This is a genomic window from Bacillus cereus group sp. BfR-BA-01350, assembly GCF_022663775.1.
GTDB classification, from domain to species: Bacteria; Bacillota; Bacilli; order Bacillales; family Bacillaceae_G; genus Bacillus_A; species Bacillus_A paranthracis.
In genome coordinates, this window is the sequence record NZ_JAKUGD010000004.1 from 332,239 (window position 1) to 353,065 (window position 20,827).

Genomic DNA, 20,827 nt, shown 5'->3' on the forward strand with positions numbered 1-20,827 from the left:
TTGTTTCCTCCGTTTTCTATTCATCTAATATATTTTTCACTTTTTCATACTTAGCTCTATCCTTTTGAAATGTATTCTCTTTCAATCCTTTGTTTATTTGTATCCATTCTGTTGTAATCGAATATTGAATCATACCTTCGTGGAAACTAAGGAATTTTAGCATAATCCCTGTATTTTTCTCTACAACCATTTCAAATTTCCCTCTTAAATCTTCAGATGTACTTACAGGCATTTCTATATTTATTGTCCCTTCTATTTTGTAGCAATCAAGTCCAAGATACTTCGTTTCTTTATAATTCCAATCTTTATATCGGATTAATAGATCAGCAAATTCGGATTGAATACTATACTTCGCGAATCCCACATATTCATCATCATATCTTTTTTTCTCACCTGATTTTCTCAATAACCTTTCCGTAGGATTTAATTTTAATAGTTCATAGTTTCTTTCTTTCGGGCTCCATTTTGTTTCTTTGTACGTATACTTCTCATCATCAAATTCTTTTTTCTTGCCTTCGTTATATATAATGGTTCGTTTTTTCGTTAGCTTGTCTTCTTTTGAAGAGATTCCTCTTTGTTGCTCCGTATCAATCGCATATTTGTATGTTGTAGCAATTCTTGACGAACTAGAATATTCCTCAAATTGTCCTGAAATATTATTAAAATGATCAATGGAATCTAGCATCTTTTCATGAATCTTTTCTTTATCTGGATAATTTGCATTCGCTTTTATTTCCTCTTCATTTTCGTAATCAGAAAATGCCTTTTTCTTTACATATTCAAACACTCCGCCGTTTTGAGCAAAAATTTGATCAGAAAACTCCGACATAGACACAATTGAAAGTGCTAGAACCGCAGCACTTATAGCCATCATATAAACTCTGTAACCTTTCTTTTTTACCGGGAGATTATGTAGTGTACGATTAATCTTTTCATTTAACTCTGGTGGCACTATAACACTCTCTTCTTTTATTCTCTTTTTTAATTTCTCATCAAATAATTTGTCATCAGCCATCCTTTGCACCTCCTATTCCATCTTTAATCGTTTCTGTAGTTGTTCCCTCGCACGTGCCAATCTCGATTTCACTGTTCCTTTTGGTATTTCTAAAAGCTTCGCTATACTCTCTTGATTCATATCTTCATAATAATAAAGTACCGTAACAGCTCTTAACTCTTCATGTAACGATTGAATCGCATTACACAAATCTATATCTTCATACTGATCGCACGCACTCATATTGTAATCATTCTCTTCTGTCACAATTATCTTTTTATACGTTCTAATAATGTTATTACATTCATTCATTAAAATTCGAATTAACCAAGTTTGAAAAAACTCTTCCTTCTTTAATTTTTTTATATTTTCATAGGCTTTTAAAATTGTTGTTTGTATCGCATCCTCTATATTTGTCTCATCACGTAACATAGCCTTTGCAATGCGATACATCTTCACTTTTTCCGTATGTATAAGCGCCATAAACGCTTCATGATCACCTTTTTTCGCTAAAGAAACATCAGTTTCTTCTTTTACAATCATTTTATATAAAGGGATTACTTTCACAATTGCTCCTCCTGTTTCATCCTCGCTTCAAATTTAACTTTACATGTATTAGACGTATGAGCCTAGAAAAAGGTTCATTTTTTTGAATATTTCCATAAAAAAAGGTAAACATTTTTCATGTTTACCTTTTTTTATACGTAACTCTGAGGAGATATCCATTTGGATCGACAACTTTAAAGCAATTATTTTTTTATAAAACAATAATGACTTTTCTACATCATTTACATATAGCTGCAACTCATTCGTTTCCTCCTTATCAAAAAAAGTCCACTCATATAGTGGACTTTCTACCCTACAACGGTAAATCTCTCTTCTTAAACAATACAATCGCTACTATAAAAATACAAAGCGCTCCCGCAGCTAAACCTATACTTACCGGCCATATATTATACGTTCCTTCCGCAATTTCTTTTGGACGAAACAGTGTAAATAACGATAGACTTTTCATCCACTCTAACTTATCACTTAATTTCCCTACCATATTTAGTACAAAAAATAAAATAGTTAAACTTGCTGAATAACTAAGTGCCTTTCTTTCGTCATTACATATACAAGAAAAGAAAAATGAATAAGCACTAACGATTAAAAATATGAGCCCTCCGACTATATTTATCTTCAGGAATAATTCTTTATTTAAATTATTATCTTGTAAAAACCATTCCGCACCTACTATGCCCGCTACATACGTAACAACTACAATAATTAGTAGTCCTAATATGAGAACAGAGGCTTGCGTGATTGCAATTTTCACTCTAGATACAGGTGTCGCTAATAAATATGCCATCGCCCCTTTATCTACATGCCGGGCAATTAAATGTGTTGCAACTGTAACGCAAAAAATTGTTAATATGATAATAAACAATAGACTATAGTACTCACCAGCTAAAAAATCCATTACGTTTTGAATCGGACTTTCCATGCCAACAATTTTTTTCACACTATCAGGCATAGCGCTTATTAATTCATTTAAACCTTTCGCTGATACCATGGAAGGGAATATCCAAATTAACAACCATAAATATAGAGCTGCACCAGTTGCGTAACTCAAAATACTTTTTTGCGTCTCTTTCAAACTAGCTAAAAACAATTGCTTATTCATGCTTTACCCCTTCTTTCTTATCGTAATAATGCATAAATAAATGTTCTAAATCCATCGCTCGCGTTTGAAGCGCCGTTACATTATAGTTTGAAAGTATTTGTAAAACAGTTTGATAGTTTCCTTGTACAATAATCGATGCCTCTCTACCTTTTACCGCTTCAAATTGCAAATTACATTGCGTAAGAGATTTAATCTCTTCCTCTGATGATACGGTTACATCTATCACTTGTCGTCTCATACTTTGTAAATCATGAATATTTTCAACCGTTACAAGGCGCCCATCTTTAATAATCGCTACTCGGTCACATGTACGCTCAATTTCAGTGAAAATATGTGAAGACATAAGAATCGTTTTTCCCCTTTGCTTTTCCTCTACTATTAAATCTATAAATACTTGCTGCATAAGTGGATCGAGTCCAGATGTTGGTTCATCTAAAATTAGCACTTCTGGATCGTGCATAAATGCAGCAATAATTCCTACTTTTTGTTTCATTCCTTTAGACATTTTGCGAATTGGTGTTTTCACATCAAATTGCAGACGTTCTATTAGTTCATCTCGTCTTTTCGTATCCTTTAGCCCACGCATTCCTTGCATTAACTTTAGAAATTCTAATCCGTTCATTCCTTCAATAAAAGAAATTTCACCTGGCAAATAACCAACTTCCCTTTGAATTTTCGCTGCTTCATTCCAACAATCCAATCCAAAAATTGAAGATTTTCCAGATGTCGATTTTATAAATCCCATTAAATTACGAATCGTCGTTGATTTACCTGCACCATTCGGTCCTAAGTAACCGAACACTTCTCCTTCTTTTACATCAAATGTAATATGAAACAAACCTTTTCCGTTCGAAAATTGTTTTGTAACATTTTGAACTGAAATCATAAATCCACCTCATTTTTTGAAATATTTAATATGTGATATTTCAAAATTATTGTACTCCTCATCTTTCATATTCGCAACAACTTTTTGAAATATTTATATGTCTATATTTCAAAATTATTGTTTTTCATTATTTTTTCTTGTATATTTTAATTGAGGTGATTGCATTGAACGGCTTTGAAAAAGTGAAAGAAAAGAAAAAACGTGCTATTAAAGAGGCAGCCTTCTTATTATTTTCAGAACGCGGATTTAATGAAGTGAAAATAGAACATATTGCAAAAGAAGCAAACGTTTCTCAAGTTACCATTTATAATCATTTCGGAAGTAAAGATGCGTTATTTCGAGAGCTTATACAAGAATTTATTATATCTGAATTTCAATATTATAAAGATCTTGCAGCGGAAAAATTACCTTTTCATGATATGATGCAAAAAATGATTGTAAGAAAAATGAATACTGGTGGGTTATTTCAGCCGGATATGTTACTACAAATGATGCAAAGAGATGAAGAGCTCCGAAAGTTTATTTATAGTTATCAAAACGAAAAAATCTTGCCTTGGTATTTAGAAATATTAGAACAAGCACAGCAAAAAAATGAAATTAACCCTCACCTTACTAAAGAAATGATGTTACTTTACATTCAAATGTTTACAAAATTAGGTGATGATTTTGGGGCACAGCTTCTTGAAGGAGATCGCGAAAAACATATTCAAGATATTGTCACTATGTTTTTCTATGGTCTTTCTGTTCCACAAAAATAAAAAGACACGAAATTCGTGTCTTTTTATTTTACAGTGATAACTCTACCTGTTTCACTACTTTCAACCGCTAATTGAATCAGCTTAATAACTTCTAAACCTTCTTGTGCTGTTACAGGTAATTTCTCACCACTTATAATACTATCTCTTACACCTTTATAGTACATGTCATAACAGCCGACTTCTGTTGGAATACGTACTGACTCTTCTTCTGTTTCTAGAGTAGCAAAATTAGCTTCAGTATCTACTCCGTAACCGTTATCCCCTGGCTTCATTCCATTTTTTAATTGTTCTTCCTGTGAATCCATACCGTATTTCACGATAGAACCTTTATCTCCATGCAGTGTAAAGTGTGGACCTGCCTTTTTCACATAACTGCTACTACGTAAAATGACACGTTTAACTCCGTAATGAAGTACTATGTGGAAATAATCATCCACCTCTGCACCTGGGCGTTGTTTAATTATATCTGCACGTATCGCGTCTGGTTTCCCAAATAATGATAATGCTTGGTCAATTAAATGCGAGCCTAAGTCATATAATATACCTGATCCTGGTAAGTTCTTTTCTCTCCAGCGATCACGTACATGTGGACGGAAGCGATCGAAATGCGCCTCATATGCGTATACATTTCCTATTCTATCCTCTTCTAATAATTTCTTTATCGTTAAGAAATCATTATCAAAACGGCGATTATGATATACACTTAATACCACATTATGTTTCTTTGCTAATGAAATAAGCTCTTCTCCTTCTTCAATTGAAACAACAAATGGTTTCTCTACAACAACATGCTTACCGTTTAATATTGCTTCTTTTACATATGGAAAATGAGTTGTATTTGGTGAAGTAATAACAACTAAGTCAATATCAGCTCGCTTCACCAATTCATCAATTGTACTCACGACGTTAGCATTCGGTAATGTTTCTTTTACTACCTCTTCTTTTGAAGATAATACGGCACGAATATCGTATTCTTCTATCGTTTGTAATAATGGGATGTGAAATGTTGTACTAGAAAATCCAAACCCTACAATCCCTACACCTATTTTTTTCATGTTGCCCCTCCATTTATCCCGCTATTTGTGGGTAGTAAGTCCACTTCATGAGAACGATTTCATTCAGTTATTATAACAAGATTATTATTATTTACATAATAAGTTGCCTAGAAAAAAGCATCTTGCCATTATTCATGGCAAGATGCTTTTTTTATTCCGGTCTTTTTTTCGTCCACGTTTCAATAACTTCACCAGTATCATTAACATCTAGCACTAAACTACCGTTACTATACCGGTCTTTATTTCGATACGCTTTCGGATCAATTTCTTCTACAATATGTTTCTCTGTCTTCATGTAAACTAATTCATCGTCTCTAACGATTTCAATACCGACAATGCGGTATGGATTACGTTTTAACTCTTTGAAAATAACAAGACCTCGCTTCGCCCTCGTTGATTTCTCAATTTCTGACGCTTTTAGGCGTTTTATAGCACCGCGCTGCGTTACGAGAATAAGTTGATCTTTATCAGCATTTAATGGTTTACCAGAAGCGACATAGTCATCTTCTTTTAAATTAATTGCTTTCACACCAGCGGCTCTTACACCGACTGGACTTACTTCATCTTCATGGAAAATAAGTGCATATGCACCGTGTGTAGCAAGAACGATATCACTCGTTCCATCTGTCGCAAATATATCAACAACTTCATCATCTTTTTTCAAGTTTACAGCAACGAATGCTCTTGAGTAACGCTGTACTTTATATTGGTTTAATTCTGTTTTCTTAATCATACCGTTCTTCGTTACAAATACGATAAATCGCTTTTCTTCCTCAAAGTTCGGTACGACAGTTGCCCAAATAATCGTTTCATCCCGATCGAGTGAAACGATATTAGCAACGTGCTGTCCCAAATCTTTCCAACGAATATCTGGCATTTCGTATACTGGCAGATATATATAGTTTCCTTTATTCGTAAATAAGAGGACTGTCTCTGTCGTATTCGTATCGAATCGTTCAAGTAAGATGTCACCCTCTTTCATACCGAAGTCTTTGCCATTTGAGGCATTATGTGAGCGCCATCCAGTACGTTTCACATATCCTTCTTTCGTTACAGTAACGATGACATCTTCTTGTGGGATCATCACTTCTACATCGATTTTAATTTCCTCGATTTGATCTTCAATAATCGCGCGTCGATCATCACTATATGTTTTCTTAACTCTCTTTAAATCTGTTTTAATTACTTGAAGTAATCTTTTTTCACTTTGTAAAATTGCCTGTAGCTCAATAATTTTCTTATTAAGCTCATCTGCCTCTTGTTGTAGCGCTGTAATATCTGTATTCGTTAAACGATATAATTGCAAGGATACAATTGCTTCCGCTTGCGCTTCTGTAAAACCAAATTTCGCACTTAAATTATCTTTTGCATTACGCTTATCTTTTGAAGCACGAATCGTTTCAATAACTTGGTCTAAAATCGATAATGCTTTCTTTAAACCTTCTACAATATGTTGACGATTTTCTGCCTTTCGTAATTCATATTGTGAACGTCTCGTAACAACTTCTTTTTGATGGCTAATATAAGCATCTAAAATTTTAGGTAATGTCATAAGCGTTGGACGACGATTATTAATCGCTACCATATTAAAGTTATATGGAATTTGTAAATCTGTATTTTTATATAAATAATTTAAAATACCTTCAGAATTTGCTTCTTTTTTTAATTCTACGACAATGCGAAGACCTGTACGATCTGTCTCATCACGTACTTCAGCAATGCCATCTAATTTTTTATCTAGGCGTAACTCATCCATTTTCTTAACAAGGTTTGCTTTATTTACTTCGTATGGAATTTCAGTAATTACGATTTGCTGTTTCCCGCCACGAACCGTTTCAACTTCTGCTTTCCCGCGAATAATAATTTTACCTTTACCTGTTTCATACGCCTTTTTAATACCATCAATCCCTTGAATAATACCACCTGTTGGGAAATCTGGACCTTTCATAACTGTTAATAAATCATCAACAGTACTATTCGGTTTATCAATACGCATCATTGTAGCGTCAATAACTTCTCCAAGATGATGCGGAGGAATTTCTGTTGCATAACCAGCGGAAATTCCTGTAGATCCGTTCACTAATAAGTTCGGGAACGCTGCTGGTAAAACAACCGGTTCTTCACTCGTATCATCAAAATTAGATACGAATTCTACTGTTTCTTTATCAAGATCACGTAATAACTCAGATGCAATTGGTGATAATCGGGCTTCCGTATAACGCATTGCTGCTGCCGGATCCCCGTCAACACTACCATTATTACCATGCATCTCAACTAAAACATTACGTACTTTCCAAGTTTGACTTAAACGTACCATCGCTTCATATACAGAGGAATCACCGTGCGGGTGATAGTTACCAATAACGTTACCGACTGTTTTAGCCGACTTACGGAACGCTTTATCATGTACGTTTCCTTCTACATACATAGAATATAAAATACGTCTTTGTACTGGTTTTAAGCCGTCACGCGCATCTGGAAGTGCGCGATCTTGAATAATATATTTACTATAACGTGCAAAGCGGTCACCTAACACGTCTTCAAGCGGGAGGTCATGAAACTTCTCTGCTTGCATGTTATTCCACCTCCGTCTCCATAATCATTTCATTTTCTAAAATATTTCCTTCTTCTTGCATACCGAACTGTACATTGCGCTCAATCCATTTACGACGCGGTTCTACTTTATCACCCATTAATGTTGTTACGCGGCGCTCTGCCCTAGCTGCATCATCAATTTTCACGCGAATTAATGTACGCGTTTCAGGATTCATTGTTGTTTCCCATAATTGATCTGCATTCATTTCACCAAGTCCTTTATAGCGCTGTAACATATAGCCTTTTCCAACTTTTTTCGTTACACTATCTAACTCTTCATCTGACCATGCATATTCAATTACTTCACTTTTCCCTTTTCCTTTACTTACTTTGTATAAAGGAGGAAGTGCGATAAACACTTTACCAGCTTCGATAAGTGGTTTCATATATCTGTAGAAGAATGTTAATAACAATACTTGAATATGCGCTCCGTCTGTATCGGCATCGGTCATAATGACAACTTTATCGTAGTTAATATCTTCCACATCGAATTCATTGCCTACACCGCCGCCAATTGCATAAATGATTGTATTAATCTCTTCATTTTTGAAAATATCAGCAAGCTTTGCTTTTTCTGTATTAATTACTTTACCACGTAACGGTAATACCGCTTGGAAACGTCGATCTCGCCCTTGTTTTGCAGAACCACCGGCAGAGTCACCCTCTACTAGGTATAGTTCATTTTTCTGCGGGTTACGTGATTGTGCAGGTGTTAACTTACCACTTAATGTACCTTCTGATTTCTTTTTCTTTTTACCAGTACGCGCTTCCTCTCTCGCTTTACGAGCGGCTTCACGTGCTTGCGCTGCTTTAATTGCTTTTCTCACAAGAAGTGTGGCTACGTCCGGGTTTTCTTCTAAAAAGTAAGCCAAATGCTCTGATACAATGGCATCAATTGAAGAACGAGCTTCACTTGTACCTAGTTTCCCTTTTGTTTGTCCTTCAAACTGAAGTACTTCTTCTGGTACACGTACAGAAACGATAGCCGCTACACCTTCACGAATATCTGTACCTTCTAAGTTTTTATCTTTTTCTTTTAATAGTGAAACTTTGCGAGCATACTCATTGAACACACGCGTCATTGCTGTCTTAAATCCAGCTTCATGTGTTCCACCATCTTTTGTACGTACATTATTTACAAACGAAAGAATATTTTCTGAGTAGCCATCGTTAAATTGAAATGCTAGTTCTGCTTCAATCCCATTTTGTTCACCAGTGAAGTATACAACTGGGTGAATTGAATCTTTTTCTTCGTTTAAATAGGAAACGAAAGCTTCAATTCCTGTTTCATAATGAAAGACATCTTCTAAATCATTTCTTTCATCTTTTATTGAGATTTTCATCCCTTTTAATAAGAATGCAGATTCGCGTAATCTCTCACATAATGTTTCATAATTGTAATTTGTTGTACTGAAAATCGTTGTATCTGGTTTGAAATGCATTGTTGTACCAGATTCTTTCGTCTTTCCGATTTTCTCAAGCGTCGTTACAGGAACACCGCCATTTTCAAAGCGTTGTTCATAAATATTTCCGTCACGCTTAATCGTTACGACTAACCATTCAGATAAGGCGTTTACAACTGATGCCCCAACACCGTGTAAACCACCACTCGTTTTGTAACCACCTTGACCAAACTTACCACCGGCATGGAGTACAGTTAAAATAACTTCTGGTGTAGGTTTTCCAAGCTTATGCATTCCCGTAGGCATTCCTCGCCCTTTATCTATAACGCTAATACTATTATCTTTATGTATTACGACAGAAATTTCGTCGCCAAATCCCGCTAACGCTTCATCAACGGAGTTATCTACTATTTCGTATACTAAATGATGCAATCCACGGCTGTCCGTGCTCCCGATATACATACCCGGGCGTTTTCGAACGGCTTCAAGTCCTTCTAACACTTGAATCGCATCTTCATTATATTGGAACTGATGCTTCGCCAAACTCCTTGCCCCTTTCCTAATCCAAAATCAGAACATATGTTTCTATTATAGAATAACGCCTCGACTATAGTTTTGGCAAGTTATCTTATCTCTTTTATATACCATTTTCAATAGAAAAATCCTTGTTTTTTCACAAGGATTCCTCTAGGCTACTATTTCAGAAAAATAATCGTTTGTCAACGAGAAATGGATATGTATTCCAAGATTACACATTCCAAACCTTTATTATGATCCAAATGATCAAGATCCAAAACGGGATTACAAGTAACAATCCCCAAAAACAGCCTTTAAAAAATCTCATGATGAACACCTCGTTCATCGGCCCTACTTATTATCATGAGGGCTGAAGCAATCTTCCTACCTTTACAATCTATACTATTTTGTCATCGCATGTTCTACTTTTATACAACGATCCATTATTACAGTATAGTCTTTTTCTTTTAAAAGTTTGTATGTATCTTCATCTTGTACTCCTAATTGTGCCCAAAAAACATCTGCATCAATCTCTACAAATTCTTTTGCAACATCCATTAAAAACTCTGAGCGACGAAATACATTTACAATGTCAACGTGTTCCTTAATATCCTTTAGTGAAGCAACTGCCTTTTCTCCAAGCACCTCATCTACTGTTGGGTTAACTGGAATAATGCGGTATCCAGCATCTTGCATTGCTTTTGAAACCATATACGATGTACGTTCTGGCTTATCCGATAAACCAACAACTGCAATCGTTTTACTTTTCTTTAATACTTCACCAATTTCCGTACGAGTTGGGTTTTCAATTGTCATAAATTATCCCTCCTATTCCTTTAGTATAGCCGATAAAGAAAGTCTCTTTCAATATGAAAGAGACTTTCTTTTATTCCGATTATTGATTCTTTGTAGCTGAGTTATCTGCTAAAGTAGCTGTTTTCGTCATTTTTTGACCGTTACGATAGAATGTAACTTCTACTTTCTCTCCTACTTTTTTCTTTTCATATAAATATTTACGGAATTGAAGTGAATTTTCTACTTTTTGATTATCTAATGCTACTACAATATCATATTGTTCTAAACCAACTTTTTCAGCAGGTGATATTGGGTAAATTTTACCTAATACAACACCGTTTGTTACGTCTTTCGGTACTTTCAATTGATTTACTGCGTAGGCTTGCACATCTTCTAATGAAACGACACCTACTCCAAGAGCTGGACGTTTCACTACTCCGTCTTTTTCAAGTGATTCAATAACTGGTTTTGCGATGTTAATTGGAATAGCAAATCCAATTCCTTCAACTTCTTGTTGTGCAATTTTACTTGAATTAATCCCAATTATTTCTCCGTTTTGGTTAAATAACGCACCACCACTGTTACCAGGGTTAATTGCTGCATCTGTTTGAATAACTTGAGCATTCCAATCTGCACGCTTATCACCATCGATATCTACTGGAATTTCACGTTCTTTACTACTAATAATACCTTCCGTTACACTTCCATCAAATCCTAGTGGGTTACCGATTGCAATTGCTTTTTCACCCGCACGGATTTTACTAGAATCACCTAAAGTGGCAACTTTATTTACATTAGCACCATCAATTTCAACAACAGCTAAATCTAACCAAGGGTCTTTCCCTACAAGCTTCGCATCTACCTTCTTGCCATCACTCAGTTTTACAGCAAGTTTATTTGCACCATCTACTACATGATTGTTCGTTACAATATATGCTTTATTTCCTGCCTTTTTATAAATAACACCTGATCCTGAACCAGCTTGTTGTTCTTGACCTGTCGGTTGCATTGCAAATGGATCAATACTTTGTTGCATATTAATAACACCTACAACAACATCTTTCGCGCCTTCAATCATACCAGGTAAGTCCGTTTCATTTTTTGCTTTATTGACAACAGGAACTACAGTACCTTCAACTTTTGAATCTGAACTAAAAGATGATACAGTCGCTCCATTATTTTGAGCCCATGGCATATATGGTGCCGCAAAACTAATTGAAACAGCCCCAACTACAGCTCCGACTAAACCTGTGAAAAAATAGCCTTTTTTACTGCCCGATTTTCTCACTTCTCTCGTTTCACTATGCTCTTCATTTAAATTTGGTCCGTCGTAATATCCCATGTTTACTTCCCCTCTCTGGTGAATTCGTATTTTTAGTATAGTCACGTTTTGTGTCCTTCTTGTGAACTCATCGTGAAATCCAATTAAAAAAATACACTTATTTAACATTGTAGACAAAAAAAGCATTTTTTGTACATTCCACCTGCAAAAGAGGATATAAAATTGTTATTTTCCTAGAGTGAAGCACACAATACGTTCCAAGTTATTCTTCAAATTTATAACCAACACGAATAACAGTACCGATATGCTTCGCTTTATCTCCTAGCTTATTTCGTAGTTTTTTAATATGAGTATCAACAGTTCGGTCATCACCGTAATAGTCATATCCCCATAACTGATCTAATAAATGTTGACGTGACAACACAATTCCTTTGTTCTCCATTAAATAAACGAGAAGTTCAAATTCTTTATGTGTTAATATAATTTCTTCTCCATCGACTAAAACAGTTCTAGATAGACGATTCACTTCTATTCCAGCTAAAGACATAGCATTTTCTTCTGCTACCCCTACCACGCCATCCGCACGTTTCAGTAACGTCTTCGCGCGAGCTACTAACACTTTCGGGCTGAAAGGTTTCGTTACATATTCATCTGCACCTAATTCGAACCCTAGTAATGTATCATCCTCATCCGAACGTGCTGTTAGCATAATAATTGGTACTGCTGATTCTTTTCTAATTCGTCTACAAACAGACCATCCATCTATTTCTGGTAACATAATATCTAACATAATTAAATCAATTTCATGCTCTGCAAATAATTCTAACGCTTTTTTTCCGTCTTCTGCTTCGATTACTTCAAAGCCTTCATTGCGAAAATAATCGCTGACAATTTCACGTAATCTTCTTTCATCTTCAACAAGTAATACTGTTTTATTCATAATAATCTATCCCGCCTTTTTACTCTTTCAATCGAATAATACGTTGATTGGAGCTTCCGCGAAATGGAAGTGTTAAATCTTTTTTCTCGATTTCAAATCTTCCATCGACTAAAACATCCCCATAATGTAACAACTCTATCATATCATTATTTTGAGAACTCTGTATCTCTTCTAACGTATAACCTGTATACATCCATAAATTTTTTTTCAAATCTTTCACGATTTTTGCTACTTTTTTCACTTCAGCAGCTTGGAAAAATGGATCTCCACCTGAAAATGTTACATCAGTTAATGGATTACTTGCAATCTCTTTCACAATTTCTTCTACTGTCATTTCAGTTCCATTACAAATATTCCACGATTTCGGATTATGACAACCGAAACAACGATGCGGACAGCCCGCAAAAAATACGACTGTCCGCAACCCTTCTCCATCTACTACACTATCATGAATGATGTTCATCACTTTCATTTATGTTTCACCCGATCCATCTCTTCACTACGTTTCGCACTATTCCACTTCGACATATCTCCTACAAGATAACCTGTTATACGGCGAATTCTTTCTATTTTAGCCTCATCTTCATTTCCGCAGCTTGGACATTCATTTCCAATAACTCCGTGATAACTACAGCACTTACAACGGTCAACAGGATGATTAATTGAACCGTATCCAACGCCATGTTCTGCCATCGCTTGTACAATTTGTTTTAATGCCTTTTTGTTATGCATTGCTGCTCCATCTAGTTCAATATACGTAATATGTCCCCCGTTACATAGAGCGTGGAACGGGCCTTCTAAACGAATTTTATTTATCGCTTGCATGTTATAATAAACTGGAATATGGAATGAATTCGTATAATAATTATGATTTGTTATACCGCTAATCACGCCAAATTCTTCTCTATCTTTTTTCACAAACTTTCCTGATAACCCTTCTGCAGGAGTTGCAATTACCGAGAAATTCAGTTCATGTTCTTCTGTCGCTTTATCCATTCTATCTCTCATAAAGGAAATGATTTCATACCCGAGTTTCCATGATTCTTCATCTTCTCCATGATGCTTTCCTGTTAAAGCTACTAAACACTCCGCAAGACCGATAAAGCCAAGACTTAACGTCCCTTGCTTTAAAATGGATGCTACAGAATCTTCAGGCTGTAACTTTTCTCCACCGCGCCATACACCTTGTGAGTATAAAAATCGAAAATCTCTTGCTCGTTTCGTACATTGATACTCAAATCGCTCTAATAATTGCTTAATTCCTAAATCTAAATAATAATTTAACGCTTCAAAAAACGCTTCTTTTGAACCACTAATTAATGCTAATTTCACTAAATTAATAGATGTAAATGATAAATTCCCTCTTCCAATCGCCGTTTCTTCTCCATGTATGTTCGACATAACACGAGTACGACATCCCATGTAACATACTTCACTTTCCGGTCGTCCATCATAATGCACAGCATTAAATGGCGCATCTAAAAATGAAAAGTTAGGGAATAATCTTTCAGCCGTTGTCTCTAACGCTAATTCAAATAAATCATAGTTCGGATCACTTTCTTCAAAGTTCACACCTTTTTTCATTTTAAAAATTTGAATAGGAAAAATTGGTGTTTCCCCTTTACCAAGACCTGCTTGTGTCGCTTTTAAAAGTTGTTTAATTAAAAGTCTTCCTTCTTTTGATGTGTCTGTTCCATAATTAATAGAAATAAACGGTACTTGTCCTCCGCCCCGACTATGCATACTATTTGAATTATGAATGAAAGCTTCACAAGCCTGATACGTATCATTTTCTGTTTCTTTCCACGCAAATTCTTCTATTTGTTCTTTCGTAAGCGGATATGACTGTAATCGTTTCTTATGTCTCTCTACTGTTTTTCTCACATATGGAGCTAAATCAACATCAAAGAGTGCAAACGATTGACCACCGTGCTGCATATTTTGATTCGCTTGAAAAATAATAGACGAAAGAGCCAATGCACTTTTAATGTCTTGCGGTTGTCTCATATGTCCATGTCCGGTATGAAAACCGTTCGCAAGCATTTGCGCTAACGGAATTTGTGAACAAGTCGTCGTTCCCGTCACATAAAAGTCTAAGTCATGAGGATATAATATATTTTCATTTATCGCCTTTTTCACTTGATCTGATAATAAATTTTCAACAGCATAATATTTCGCACTCTCAGATGCGAACGTTCCCATTACTCCCATTGGAGAGCGGCCATCTACATTTGCATTTTCTTGCATTAAATCTTGTTCATTGCCGTGGACAATCGTCTCAAACACTCTCATTAATTCTTCTCCACGTGTATTTTTTTGTAACATTTATAACCCTCCACCAATATGTTGTTGTCTTTTGATTAAAATGTTACTACATATAGTCTTATTGTTTCTGTGAGAAATGTAACATTCCTGTGAAATTTTTTGCACGAAATAATGAATTTTTCATTTACAAAAAAGAAATGTGCTCTTTACAAATGTATGGTACAATATACGGGAAAAACTCTTTTTACCCTTTATCAACACATTTGAATAAAGGAGACTGAACTTATGGTTACTACATATCTTTTATTTATCGTTGCCTACTTACTTGGCTCGATTCCATTTGCACTAGTCGTTGGAAAGATTGGTTATGGAATTGACATTCGTGAGCATGGAAGCGGTAATTTAGGCGGAACAAACACATTCCGCACATTAGGGAAAAAAGCAGGTTTTACCGTTACAATTGCTGACATTTTAAAAGGGACATTAGCAACAAGTCTACCAATGGTTTTCGGATTAGATATTCACCCACTATGGTTCGGGTTAGCGGCTGTTCTTGGACATGTCTATCCAATCTTCGCGAAATTCCGTGGTGGTAAAGCAGTTGCTACTTCTGCTGGGGTGCTATTATGCTACTCACCAGTTGTTTTTGCAATATTAGCTGTTGTCTTTTTCACCCTTTTATTTACAACAAGATACGTATCACTTTCTTCTATGGTAACAGCAGTTGTTGCTGTTATTGCATCCATTGTTAGCGGGGATAAAATCTTCATTATTGCGATGTGTTTATTAGCAGGTATGGTTATTTATAAACACCGTGCAAATATTGGACGAATTATAAATAAAACTGAACCGAAAGCAAACTTTTCAAAAAAGCAAAAATAAGATCGTAACCCACATAACGCAAAAAGAAAACGTGAAGCATATTAATAGCGTCTTTTTGCGTTATTTTTTATACTAAAGAAAAAGCAACATAATTTGGAGGAACTATACATGAATCTTTCCGTAACAAAAGAAGCAGCACAATGGTATAAAAACGAATTAAACTTACAATCAGGTGAAACACTACGCTTTTTCGTACAATACGGTGGTTGCAGTACTGTGCAAAAAGGACTTTCTTTAGGTATTCGTAAAGATGATCCTGCACATCCTGCTGTGCAAATTCAAGAAGAAGATATTAACTTCTTTATTGAAAGCGATGATGAGTGGTTCTTCGATGGACATAATTTAGTTGTTACATTTAACGACGGTGATGATTTCCCGCAATTTAATTATGAAAAATAAAAAAACGTGGCTTCCGCCACGCTTTTTTATTTTTTCTTGATTTCCTCATATTTCGCATACCACTCTGGATAGAACTTTTTAAATGATACAGGGCGGAACCCTTCTTTTTTTGCACAAATATTCGTTGTACTTGCAGTAATACAAAGTTCGCCATCACCATTATAAATTTCATATCCATATACAACGCGAAGCGGGCTCACTGTATCAACCCACGTTTTTACAATTGCTTTTTCACCGTAACGCATCGCTTTACGATAAGAAATTTGCAAATCTAAAACAGGAGAAATGATTCCTTCCTTCTCCATTTCAACATATGAAAACCCTAAATCTTGTATAAGTTTCGTGCGACCTAGTTCAAGCCACACTAAATAGTTTGAATGGTAAACAACACCCATTTGATCTGTTTCCGCATAACGGATTTCAACTTCATGTTCTGCTACAAACATATGTATTCGCCTTCTTTCACTTCTGCTACCTTGCATACATTTAATCATAATACAGTGACATCAAAAATAAAATAAAAATAGTGAATCTTTTACCGAAAGGAGCAAGCATATGATTCAAATTGTAACGGTTCGTAGCGGTGATAGCGTATATAGCTTGGCATCAAAATATGGATCAACACCTGACGAGATAGTAAAAGACAATGGATTAAATCCAGCTGAAACACTCGTTGTTGGTCAGGCACTAATTGTGAATACGAAAGGAAATAATTATTATGTACAGCCTGGCGATAGCTTATATCGAATCTCTCAAACATATAACGTTCCTCTCGCCAGTTTAGCTAAAGTGAATAATTTATCTTTAAAATCCATTCTCCATGTTGGCCAGCAATTATATATTCCAAAAGGGACGAAACGAGCAGTAGAATCCATCGCTTATTTACAACCTTCAACTATCCCCATTAAAGAAAGTTTAGTTAATTCTACACGTGCTATTAATCCATTTTTAACATACTTAGCCTACTTCAGTTTCGAGGCAAAAAGAGATGGTACGTTAAAAGAACCAACTGAAACAGCTAAAATTGCTAATATTGCAACGCAAGGAAACACCATTCCTATGCTCGTTATTACAAATATTGAAAATGGAAACTTTAGTGCCGATCTAACATCCGTTATTTTACGTGATGCAACGATTCAAAATAAATTTATTACAAACATTTTGCAAACAGCTGAGAAGTACGGTATGCGAGACATTCATTTTGATTTCGAGAGCGTGGCACCTGAAGATCGCGAAGCGTATAATCGTTTTTTACGAAATGTGAAAACACGCTTACCTAATGGGTACACACTAAGTACAACACTTGTACCGAAAACAAGTTCAAATCAAAAGGGAAAATTTTTCGAAGCTCATGATTATAAAGCACAAGGTCAAATTGTTGATTTCGTCGTCATTATGACATATGACTGGGGTTGGCAAGGCGGACCACCGATGGCTATTTCTCCTATCGGTCCTGTAAAAGAAGTACTTCAATACGCAAAATCTCAAATGCCTCCACAAAAAATTATGATGGGGCAAAATTTGTACGGATTCGATTGGAAACTACCGTTTAAACAAGGAAATCCGCCTGCAAAAGCAATTAGCTCTGTTGCAGCTGTTGCACTAGCTCGTAAATACAATGTCCCTATCCGCTATGACTTCACAGCCCAAGCCCCTCATTTTAATTATTTCGATGAAAATGGTGTACAACACGAAGTTTGGTTTGAAGATTCACGTTCTGTTCAAAGTAAATTCAATTTAATGAAAGAACAAGGTATAGGCGGTATTAGCTACTGGAAGATCGGCTTGCCATTTCCACAAAATTGGCGTTTACTCGTTGAAAACTTTACGATTACGAAAAAGGGCTGACAAAAGTCAGCCCTTTCTGTACATTCTGTTAAGATTCATCTTTGATTTCACTTTTTAATGAGTCAATACTTTCTAAACGTCTTTGATTTTTTGCTTCAATAGCAGAACGGTCTTTTTCATTAGAAAGCTCCGCTGTTTCTTTTGCTTCATTAAAGTTATCAATTGTATTTTGCACCATTTCTTGTAACTTTTCAGCGTTATCACTTCGATTATCTGGATTTGGCATGTACTTTCCTCCTAATATTGTATATACACACCATCTTAAATTACCTATCTTCCCTCAAATTTATACATAAAAAAGGAGAATGCAATATTCTCCTTTTCTTTAACCGTTATCAACAATCGGTTGTTTACCCGTTTGGTCTTGCATTTGCTTCCCTTTATTGCCACCAGCTTTTTTTGATTGTGTTCCAATATGATTCGGTGCAAAGTCTTTTGAATTCTTTTTCGGATTACCCATTACTATCGCCTCCTTAACACTAGTATCGTACTAGTGTTAAGAATTATTCAGCTTGCTTAAAAAGTTTCATTTCATAACGTTTTTCAATACGCTCTTCAATACGATCGATTGCATCGCGATCGCTTAATAATTGTTGTTTATTTTCTTTCACAAGTTCGTCAAATGATTTACGGCGACTTCTTCTCATGCTGTTCACCCTCTCTCCATTACTTTCTTATTACATAGTATGAGCAAAGGAAAAACTCTTTAATCAGATTTGTAAGAAAATTTTATGTTTTAATACTCCTAAAAAAACTCCGTGTACAATAAAACGTACACGGAGTTTTTCATACCATAATATTCAAATACTCTTTTAACTTTTCATCTGCATTCATTTCACTTTGTTTATAATCATGCAGCGCTTGCAGTACGAAATCATACTGTTCTAAAATATAACTTTCTAATTTCAAGACATCCTCTAAGCTATTCAGCATAATTCTCGTATTACCAACTTCACTTTTTAATGCCGGTTCACATGCTAAACTCGTACATATTTCTTTCACATCATCTTCTAATATGTCTGTTAATACGTATTTCTTTCGCCCTTTTACCTTTAATCTCATAACTGGATAAAAAGCTTTTATATCTAAATAGCTTCCTACATTCATGCAACGAATCCATGCGATATCACGTTTATTTCGTACAAGTATCTCTTTTACCGCTTCATATACTGCTGTCTCATCAAGTACTTCTGTATTCGATTTCCTTTTCGCCTCTTCTTCAATAGAGGCACATTTTTGATAAACTGCTGCACAAGTAATACAATCATCAAATGCATTATGAGAACTTAAACGAATTCCAAGCATTCGCTTTAACGTTTCAAGTTTATGATTAGGAGCGTGCTTCATATATTTCTTCGCTAAAAATACAGTATCAATCACTTTATTTTTCGGTTCCGGCAACCCCAGCATATTCACATTACTTTTCAAAAAGCGCATATCAAAAGATGCATTATGAGCGACAATTACATTCGTATGTAAAAATGCTAAAAATAAAGGTAACACTTCTTCAATCGTCGGTGCATCTGAAACACGATAATTTGTAATACCCGTTAAACTCGTTATTCGGTCTGGAATTGGACGCTCTGGATTCACATAGGAAACAAATTGATCTACTAGTTCATGATTACGATATTTCACTGCTGCCACTTGAATGATTTTATCATTATAAGGGTTAAATCCTGTTGTTTCAAAGTCAATTACAACATAATCTAACGGTAAGGATATATTCCCCACTCCAAATACACTCCTTTATCTCTCAACGTTTATATTTCTTTTATCATATCATGAAGCTTTCACTACGTGAAAAAGAAAAGGCAGAAATGATTATATTCCATCTCTACCTTTTCACTGTTATTTTAATTTAGCAATTCGTTTCTCCATCTCTTTTTGCGTCATCGGCCCAATAAACTTATCTCGAATGACACCTTTTGTATCTATAAAATACGAAGTTGGGATCGTAATGACTTTATAGGCTGTTGTTACATCAATGTTCTTGTCCAATAAGATAGGAAATGTAATTCCTTTTTCCTTCGCAAAATTACTTACCTTTTCTACTCCTCCACCTTTTTCGGAAGGCGTATAATTTATTGCTAAAATTTCTACGTTATCTTTATGTTTTTTATAGAAAGCTTCCATATCCGGCATTTCTTGCTGGCAAGGTCCACACCACGTTGCCCAAAAGTTTAAAATCACTTTCTTTCCTTTTAAATCTGATAACTTTACATTCGTTCCATCTAACTTCGTTAATGCAAAGTCTGGTGCACTCTTCCCTATTTCAATACCATTACTTGCAATCATCTCTTTCATAGCAGCTTCACTTTTTTCTTGTTCCCCTTGTACCGCCTGATCGTTTTTACCAAACTGTTCATAAGCTGCATATCCCGCTAAACAAAGTAACACTACAATAATCGTAAGCTTCCGCCACATTTTATATCACCCTAACGTGTTTATCTTCTTTTAATATATTCATTCAAATGCTATATACCTTATTTTAGCTTATACGGACAAGCTTGGAAATATTCACAGTCGAAATAATCAGATTT

General features: G+C 35.3%; 22 protein-coding genes. 4 read left to right on the forward strand and 18 right to left on the reverse strand.

The annotated features are described in order from the left end of the window. Window positions 1-16 precede the first annotated feature (16 nt). The 4 genes from MR147_RS12285 to MR147_RS12300 form a co-directional block, all read right to left on the reverse strand. Complete coding sequence (locus tag MR147_RS12285; protein ID WP_074609095.1) at window positions 17-1,015, reverse strand: anti-sigma factor; 999 nt, start codon at window positions 1,013-1,015, stop codon at window positions 17-19. A 12-nt stretch (window positions 1,016-1,027) separates the two neighbouring features. Beyond that, window positions 1,028-1,561, reverse strand: coding sequence for a sigma-70 family RNA polymerase sigma factor (locus MR147_RS12290; RefSeq protein ID WP_074609093.1), 534 nt, complete (start codon window positions 1,559-1,561; stop codon window positions 1,028-1,030). 292 nt (window positions 1,562-1,853) lie between these two features. Then, window positions 1,854-2,660 (reverse strand): ABC transporter permease subunit, encoded by an 807-nt coding sequence (locus MR147_RS12295; protein WP_242304311.1) that lies wholly within the window; start codon window positions 2,658-2,660, stop codon window positions 1,854-1,856. Continuing rightward, window positions 2,653-3,546 (reverse strand): ABC transporter ATP-binding protein, encoded by an 894-nt coding sequence (locus tag MR147_RS12300; protein WP_242304315.1) that lies wholly within the window; start codon window positions 3,544-3,546, stop codon window positions 2,653-2,655. The genes MR147_RS12295 and MR147_RS12300 overlap by 8 nt, the downstream gene beginning before the upstream one ends. Window positions 3,547-3,701: 155 nt before the next feature. On the opposite strand from MR147_RS12300, the gene MR147_RS12305 reads away from it, so the two are divergent. Next, window positions 3,702-4,304: a TetR/AcrR family transcriptional regulator gene (locus tag MR147_RS12305; RefSeq protein WP_141491289.1), complete on the forward strand. Its 603-nt coding sequence runs from the start codon at window positions 3,702-3,704 to the stop codon at window positions 4,302-4,304. Window positions 4,305-4,327: 23 nt separating this feature from the next. Here MR147_RS12305 and MR147_RS12310 read toward each other — a convergent pair whose 3' ends face one another. The 8 genes from MR147_RS12310 to MR147_RS12345 all read right to left on the reverse strand — a co-directional run bounded on the left by MR147_RS12310 (window position 4,328) and on the right by MR147_RS12345 (window position 15,215). Then, entirely contained in the window at window positions 4,328-5,359 is a 1,032-nt protein-coding gene (locus MR147_RS12310) for an oxidoreductase (protein ID WP_242304317.1), read from the reverse strand. Between the two features lie 151 nt (window positions 5,360-5,510). Continuing rightward, window positions 5,511-7,934: a DNA topoisomerase IV subunit A gene (gene parC / locus MR147_RS12315; RefSeq protein ID WP_042875377.1), complete on the reverse strand. Its 2,424-nt coding sequence runs from the start codon at window positions 7,932-7,934 to the stop codon at window positions 5,511-5,513. 1 nt (window position 7,935) lies between these two features. After that, entirely contained in the window at window positions 7,936-9,900 is a 1,965-nt protein-coding gene (gene parE, locus MR147_RS12320) for a DNA topoisomerase IV subunit B (protein WP_001062207.1), read from the reverse strand. 375 nt (window positions 9,901-10,275) lie between these two features. Further along, window positions 10,276-10,689, reverse strand: coding sequence for a CoA-binding protein (locus tag MR147_RS12325; protein WP_000151382.1), 414 nt, complete (start codon window positions 10,687-10,689; stop codon window positions 10,276-10,278). Between the two features lie 79 nt (window positions 10,690-10,768). Then, window positions 10,769-12,010, reverse strand: coding sequence for a S1C family serine protease (locus tag MR147_RS12330; RefSeq protein ID WP_242304319.1), 1,242 nt, complete (start codon window positions 12,008-12,010; stop codon window positions 10,769-10,771). A gap of 202 nt (window positions 12,011-12,212) precedes the next feature. Beyond that, the gene (locus MR147_RS12335; protein ID WP_001044683.1) at window positions 12,213-12,890 is read right to left on the reverse strand and encodes a response regulator transcription factor; all 678 of its coding nucleotides are present in this window, start codon (window positions 12,888-12,890) and stop codon (window positions 12,213-12,215) included. Between the two features lie 19 nt (window positions 12,891-12,909). Continuing rightward, a complete protein-coding gene (nrdG, locus tag MR147_RS12340; RefSeq protein WP_000867063.1) occupies window positions 12,910-13,362 on the reverse strand; it encodes an anaerobic ribonucleoside-triphosphate reductase activating protein in 453 nt (150 codons plus the stop codon). Then, entirely contained in the window at window positions 13,359-15,215 is a 1,857-nt protein-coding gene (locus tag MR147_RS12345) for an anaerobic ribonucleoside triphosphate reductase (RefSeq protein WP_242304323.1), read from the reverse strand. Before MR147_RS12345 ends, nrdG begins: the two co-directional genes overlap by 4 nt. A 225-nt stretch (window positions 15,216-15,440) precedes the next feature. Between MR147_RS12345 and plsY the strand changes: the two genes are divergently transcribed. Both plsY and MR147_RS12355 read left to right on the forward strand, forming a co-directional pair. Continuing rightward, window positions 15,441-16,037 carry a glycerol-3-phosphate 1-O-acyltransferase PlsY gene (gene plsY / locus MR147_RS12350; protein ID WP_000258977.1) on the forward strand — a complete coding sequence of 199 codons (597 nt, stop codon included), beginning with the start codon at window positions 15,441-15,443 and terminating at the stop codon, window positions 16,035-16,037. 108 nt (window positions 16,038-16,145) lie between these two features. Next, entirely contained in the window at window positions 16,146-16,436 is a 291-nt protein-coding gene (locus tag MR147_RS12355; protein WP_001054442.1) for a HesB/YadR/YfhF family protein, read from the forward strand. 26 nt (window positions 16,437-16,462) lie between these two features. Here MR147_RS12355 and MR147_RS12360 read toward each other — a convergent pair whose 3' ends face one another. Continuing rightward, window positions 16,463-16,882, reverse strand: a complete 420-nt coding sequence (locus MR147_RS12360) for an acyl-CoA thioesterase (protein WP_000495810.1) — start codon at window positions 16,880-16,882, stop codon at window positions 16,463-16,465. Window positions 16,883-16,991: 109 nt separating this feature from the next. On the opposite strand from MR147_RS12360, the gene MR147_RS12365 reads away from it, so the two are divergent. Beyond that, window positions 16,992-18,284 (forward strand): glycoside hydrolase family 18 protein, encoded by a 1,293-nt coding sequence (locus tag MR147_RS12365; RefSeq protein ID WP_044793403.1) that lies wholly within the window; start codon window positions 16,992-16,994, stop codon window positions 18,282-18,284. A 28-nt stretch (window positions 18,285-18,312) separates the two neighbouring features. Here MR147_RS12365 and tlp read toward each other — a convergent pair whose 3' ends face one another. The 5 genes from tlp to MR147_RS12390 all read right to left on the reverse strand — a co-directional run bounded on the left by tlp (window position 18,313) and on the right by MR147_RS12390 (window position 20,711). Further along, window positions 18,313-18,510 carry a small acid-soluble spore protein Tlp gene (gene tlp / locus MR147_RS12370; protein ID WP_001133509.1) on the reverse strand — a complete coding sequence of 66 codons (198 nt, stop codon included), beginning with the start codon at window positions 18,508-18,510 and terminating at the stop codon, window positions 18,313-18,315. A gap of 99 nt (window positions 18,511-18,609) precedes the next feature. Continuing rightward, the gene (sspN, locus tag MR147_RS12375; RefSeq protein WP_000527987.1) at window positions 18,610-18,744 is read right to left on the reverse strand and encodes an acid-soluble spore protein SspN; all 135 of its coding nucleotides are present in this window, start codon (window positions 18,742-18,744) and stop codon (window positions 18,610-18,612) included. Between the two features lie 43 nt (window positions 18,745-18,787). Further along, window positions 18,788-18,931: an FbpB family small basic protein gene (locus MR147_RS12380; protein ID WP_001254697.1), complete on the reverse strand. Its 144-nt coding sequence runs from the start codon at window positions 18,929-18,931 to the stop codon at window positions 18,788-18,790. Window positions 18,932-19,070: 139 nt separating this feature from the next. After that, a complete protein-coding gene (locus MR147_RS12385) occupies window positions 19,071-20,018 on the reverse strand; it encodes a 3'-5' exonuclease (RefSeq protein WP_074609085.1) in 948 nt (315 codons plus the stop codon). Window positions 20,019-20,135: 117 nt separating this feature from the next. Continuing rightward, window positions 20,136-20,711 carry a TlpA family protein disulfide reductase gene (locus MR147_RS12390; protein ID WP_074609084.1) on the reverse strand — a complete coding sequence of 192 codons (576 nt, stop codon included), beginning with the start codon at window positions 20,709-20,711 and terminating at the stop codon, window positions 20,136-20,138. Between the last annotated feature and the right edge of the window lie 116 nt (window positions 20,712-20,827).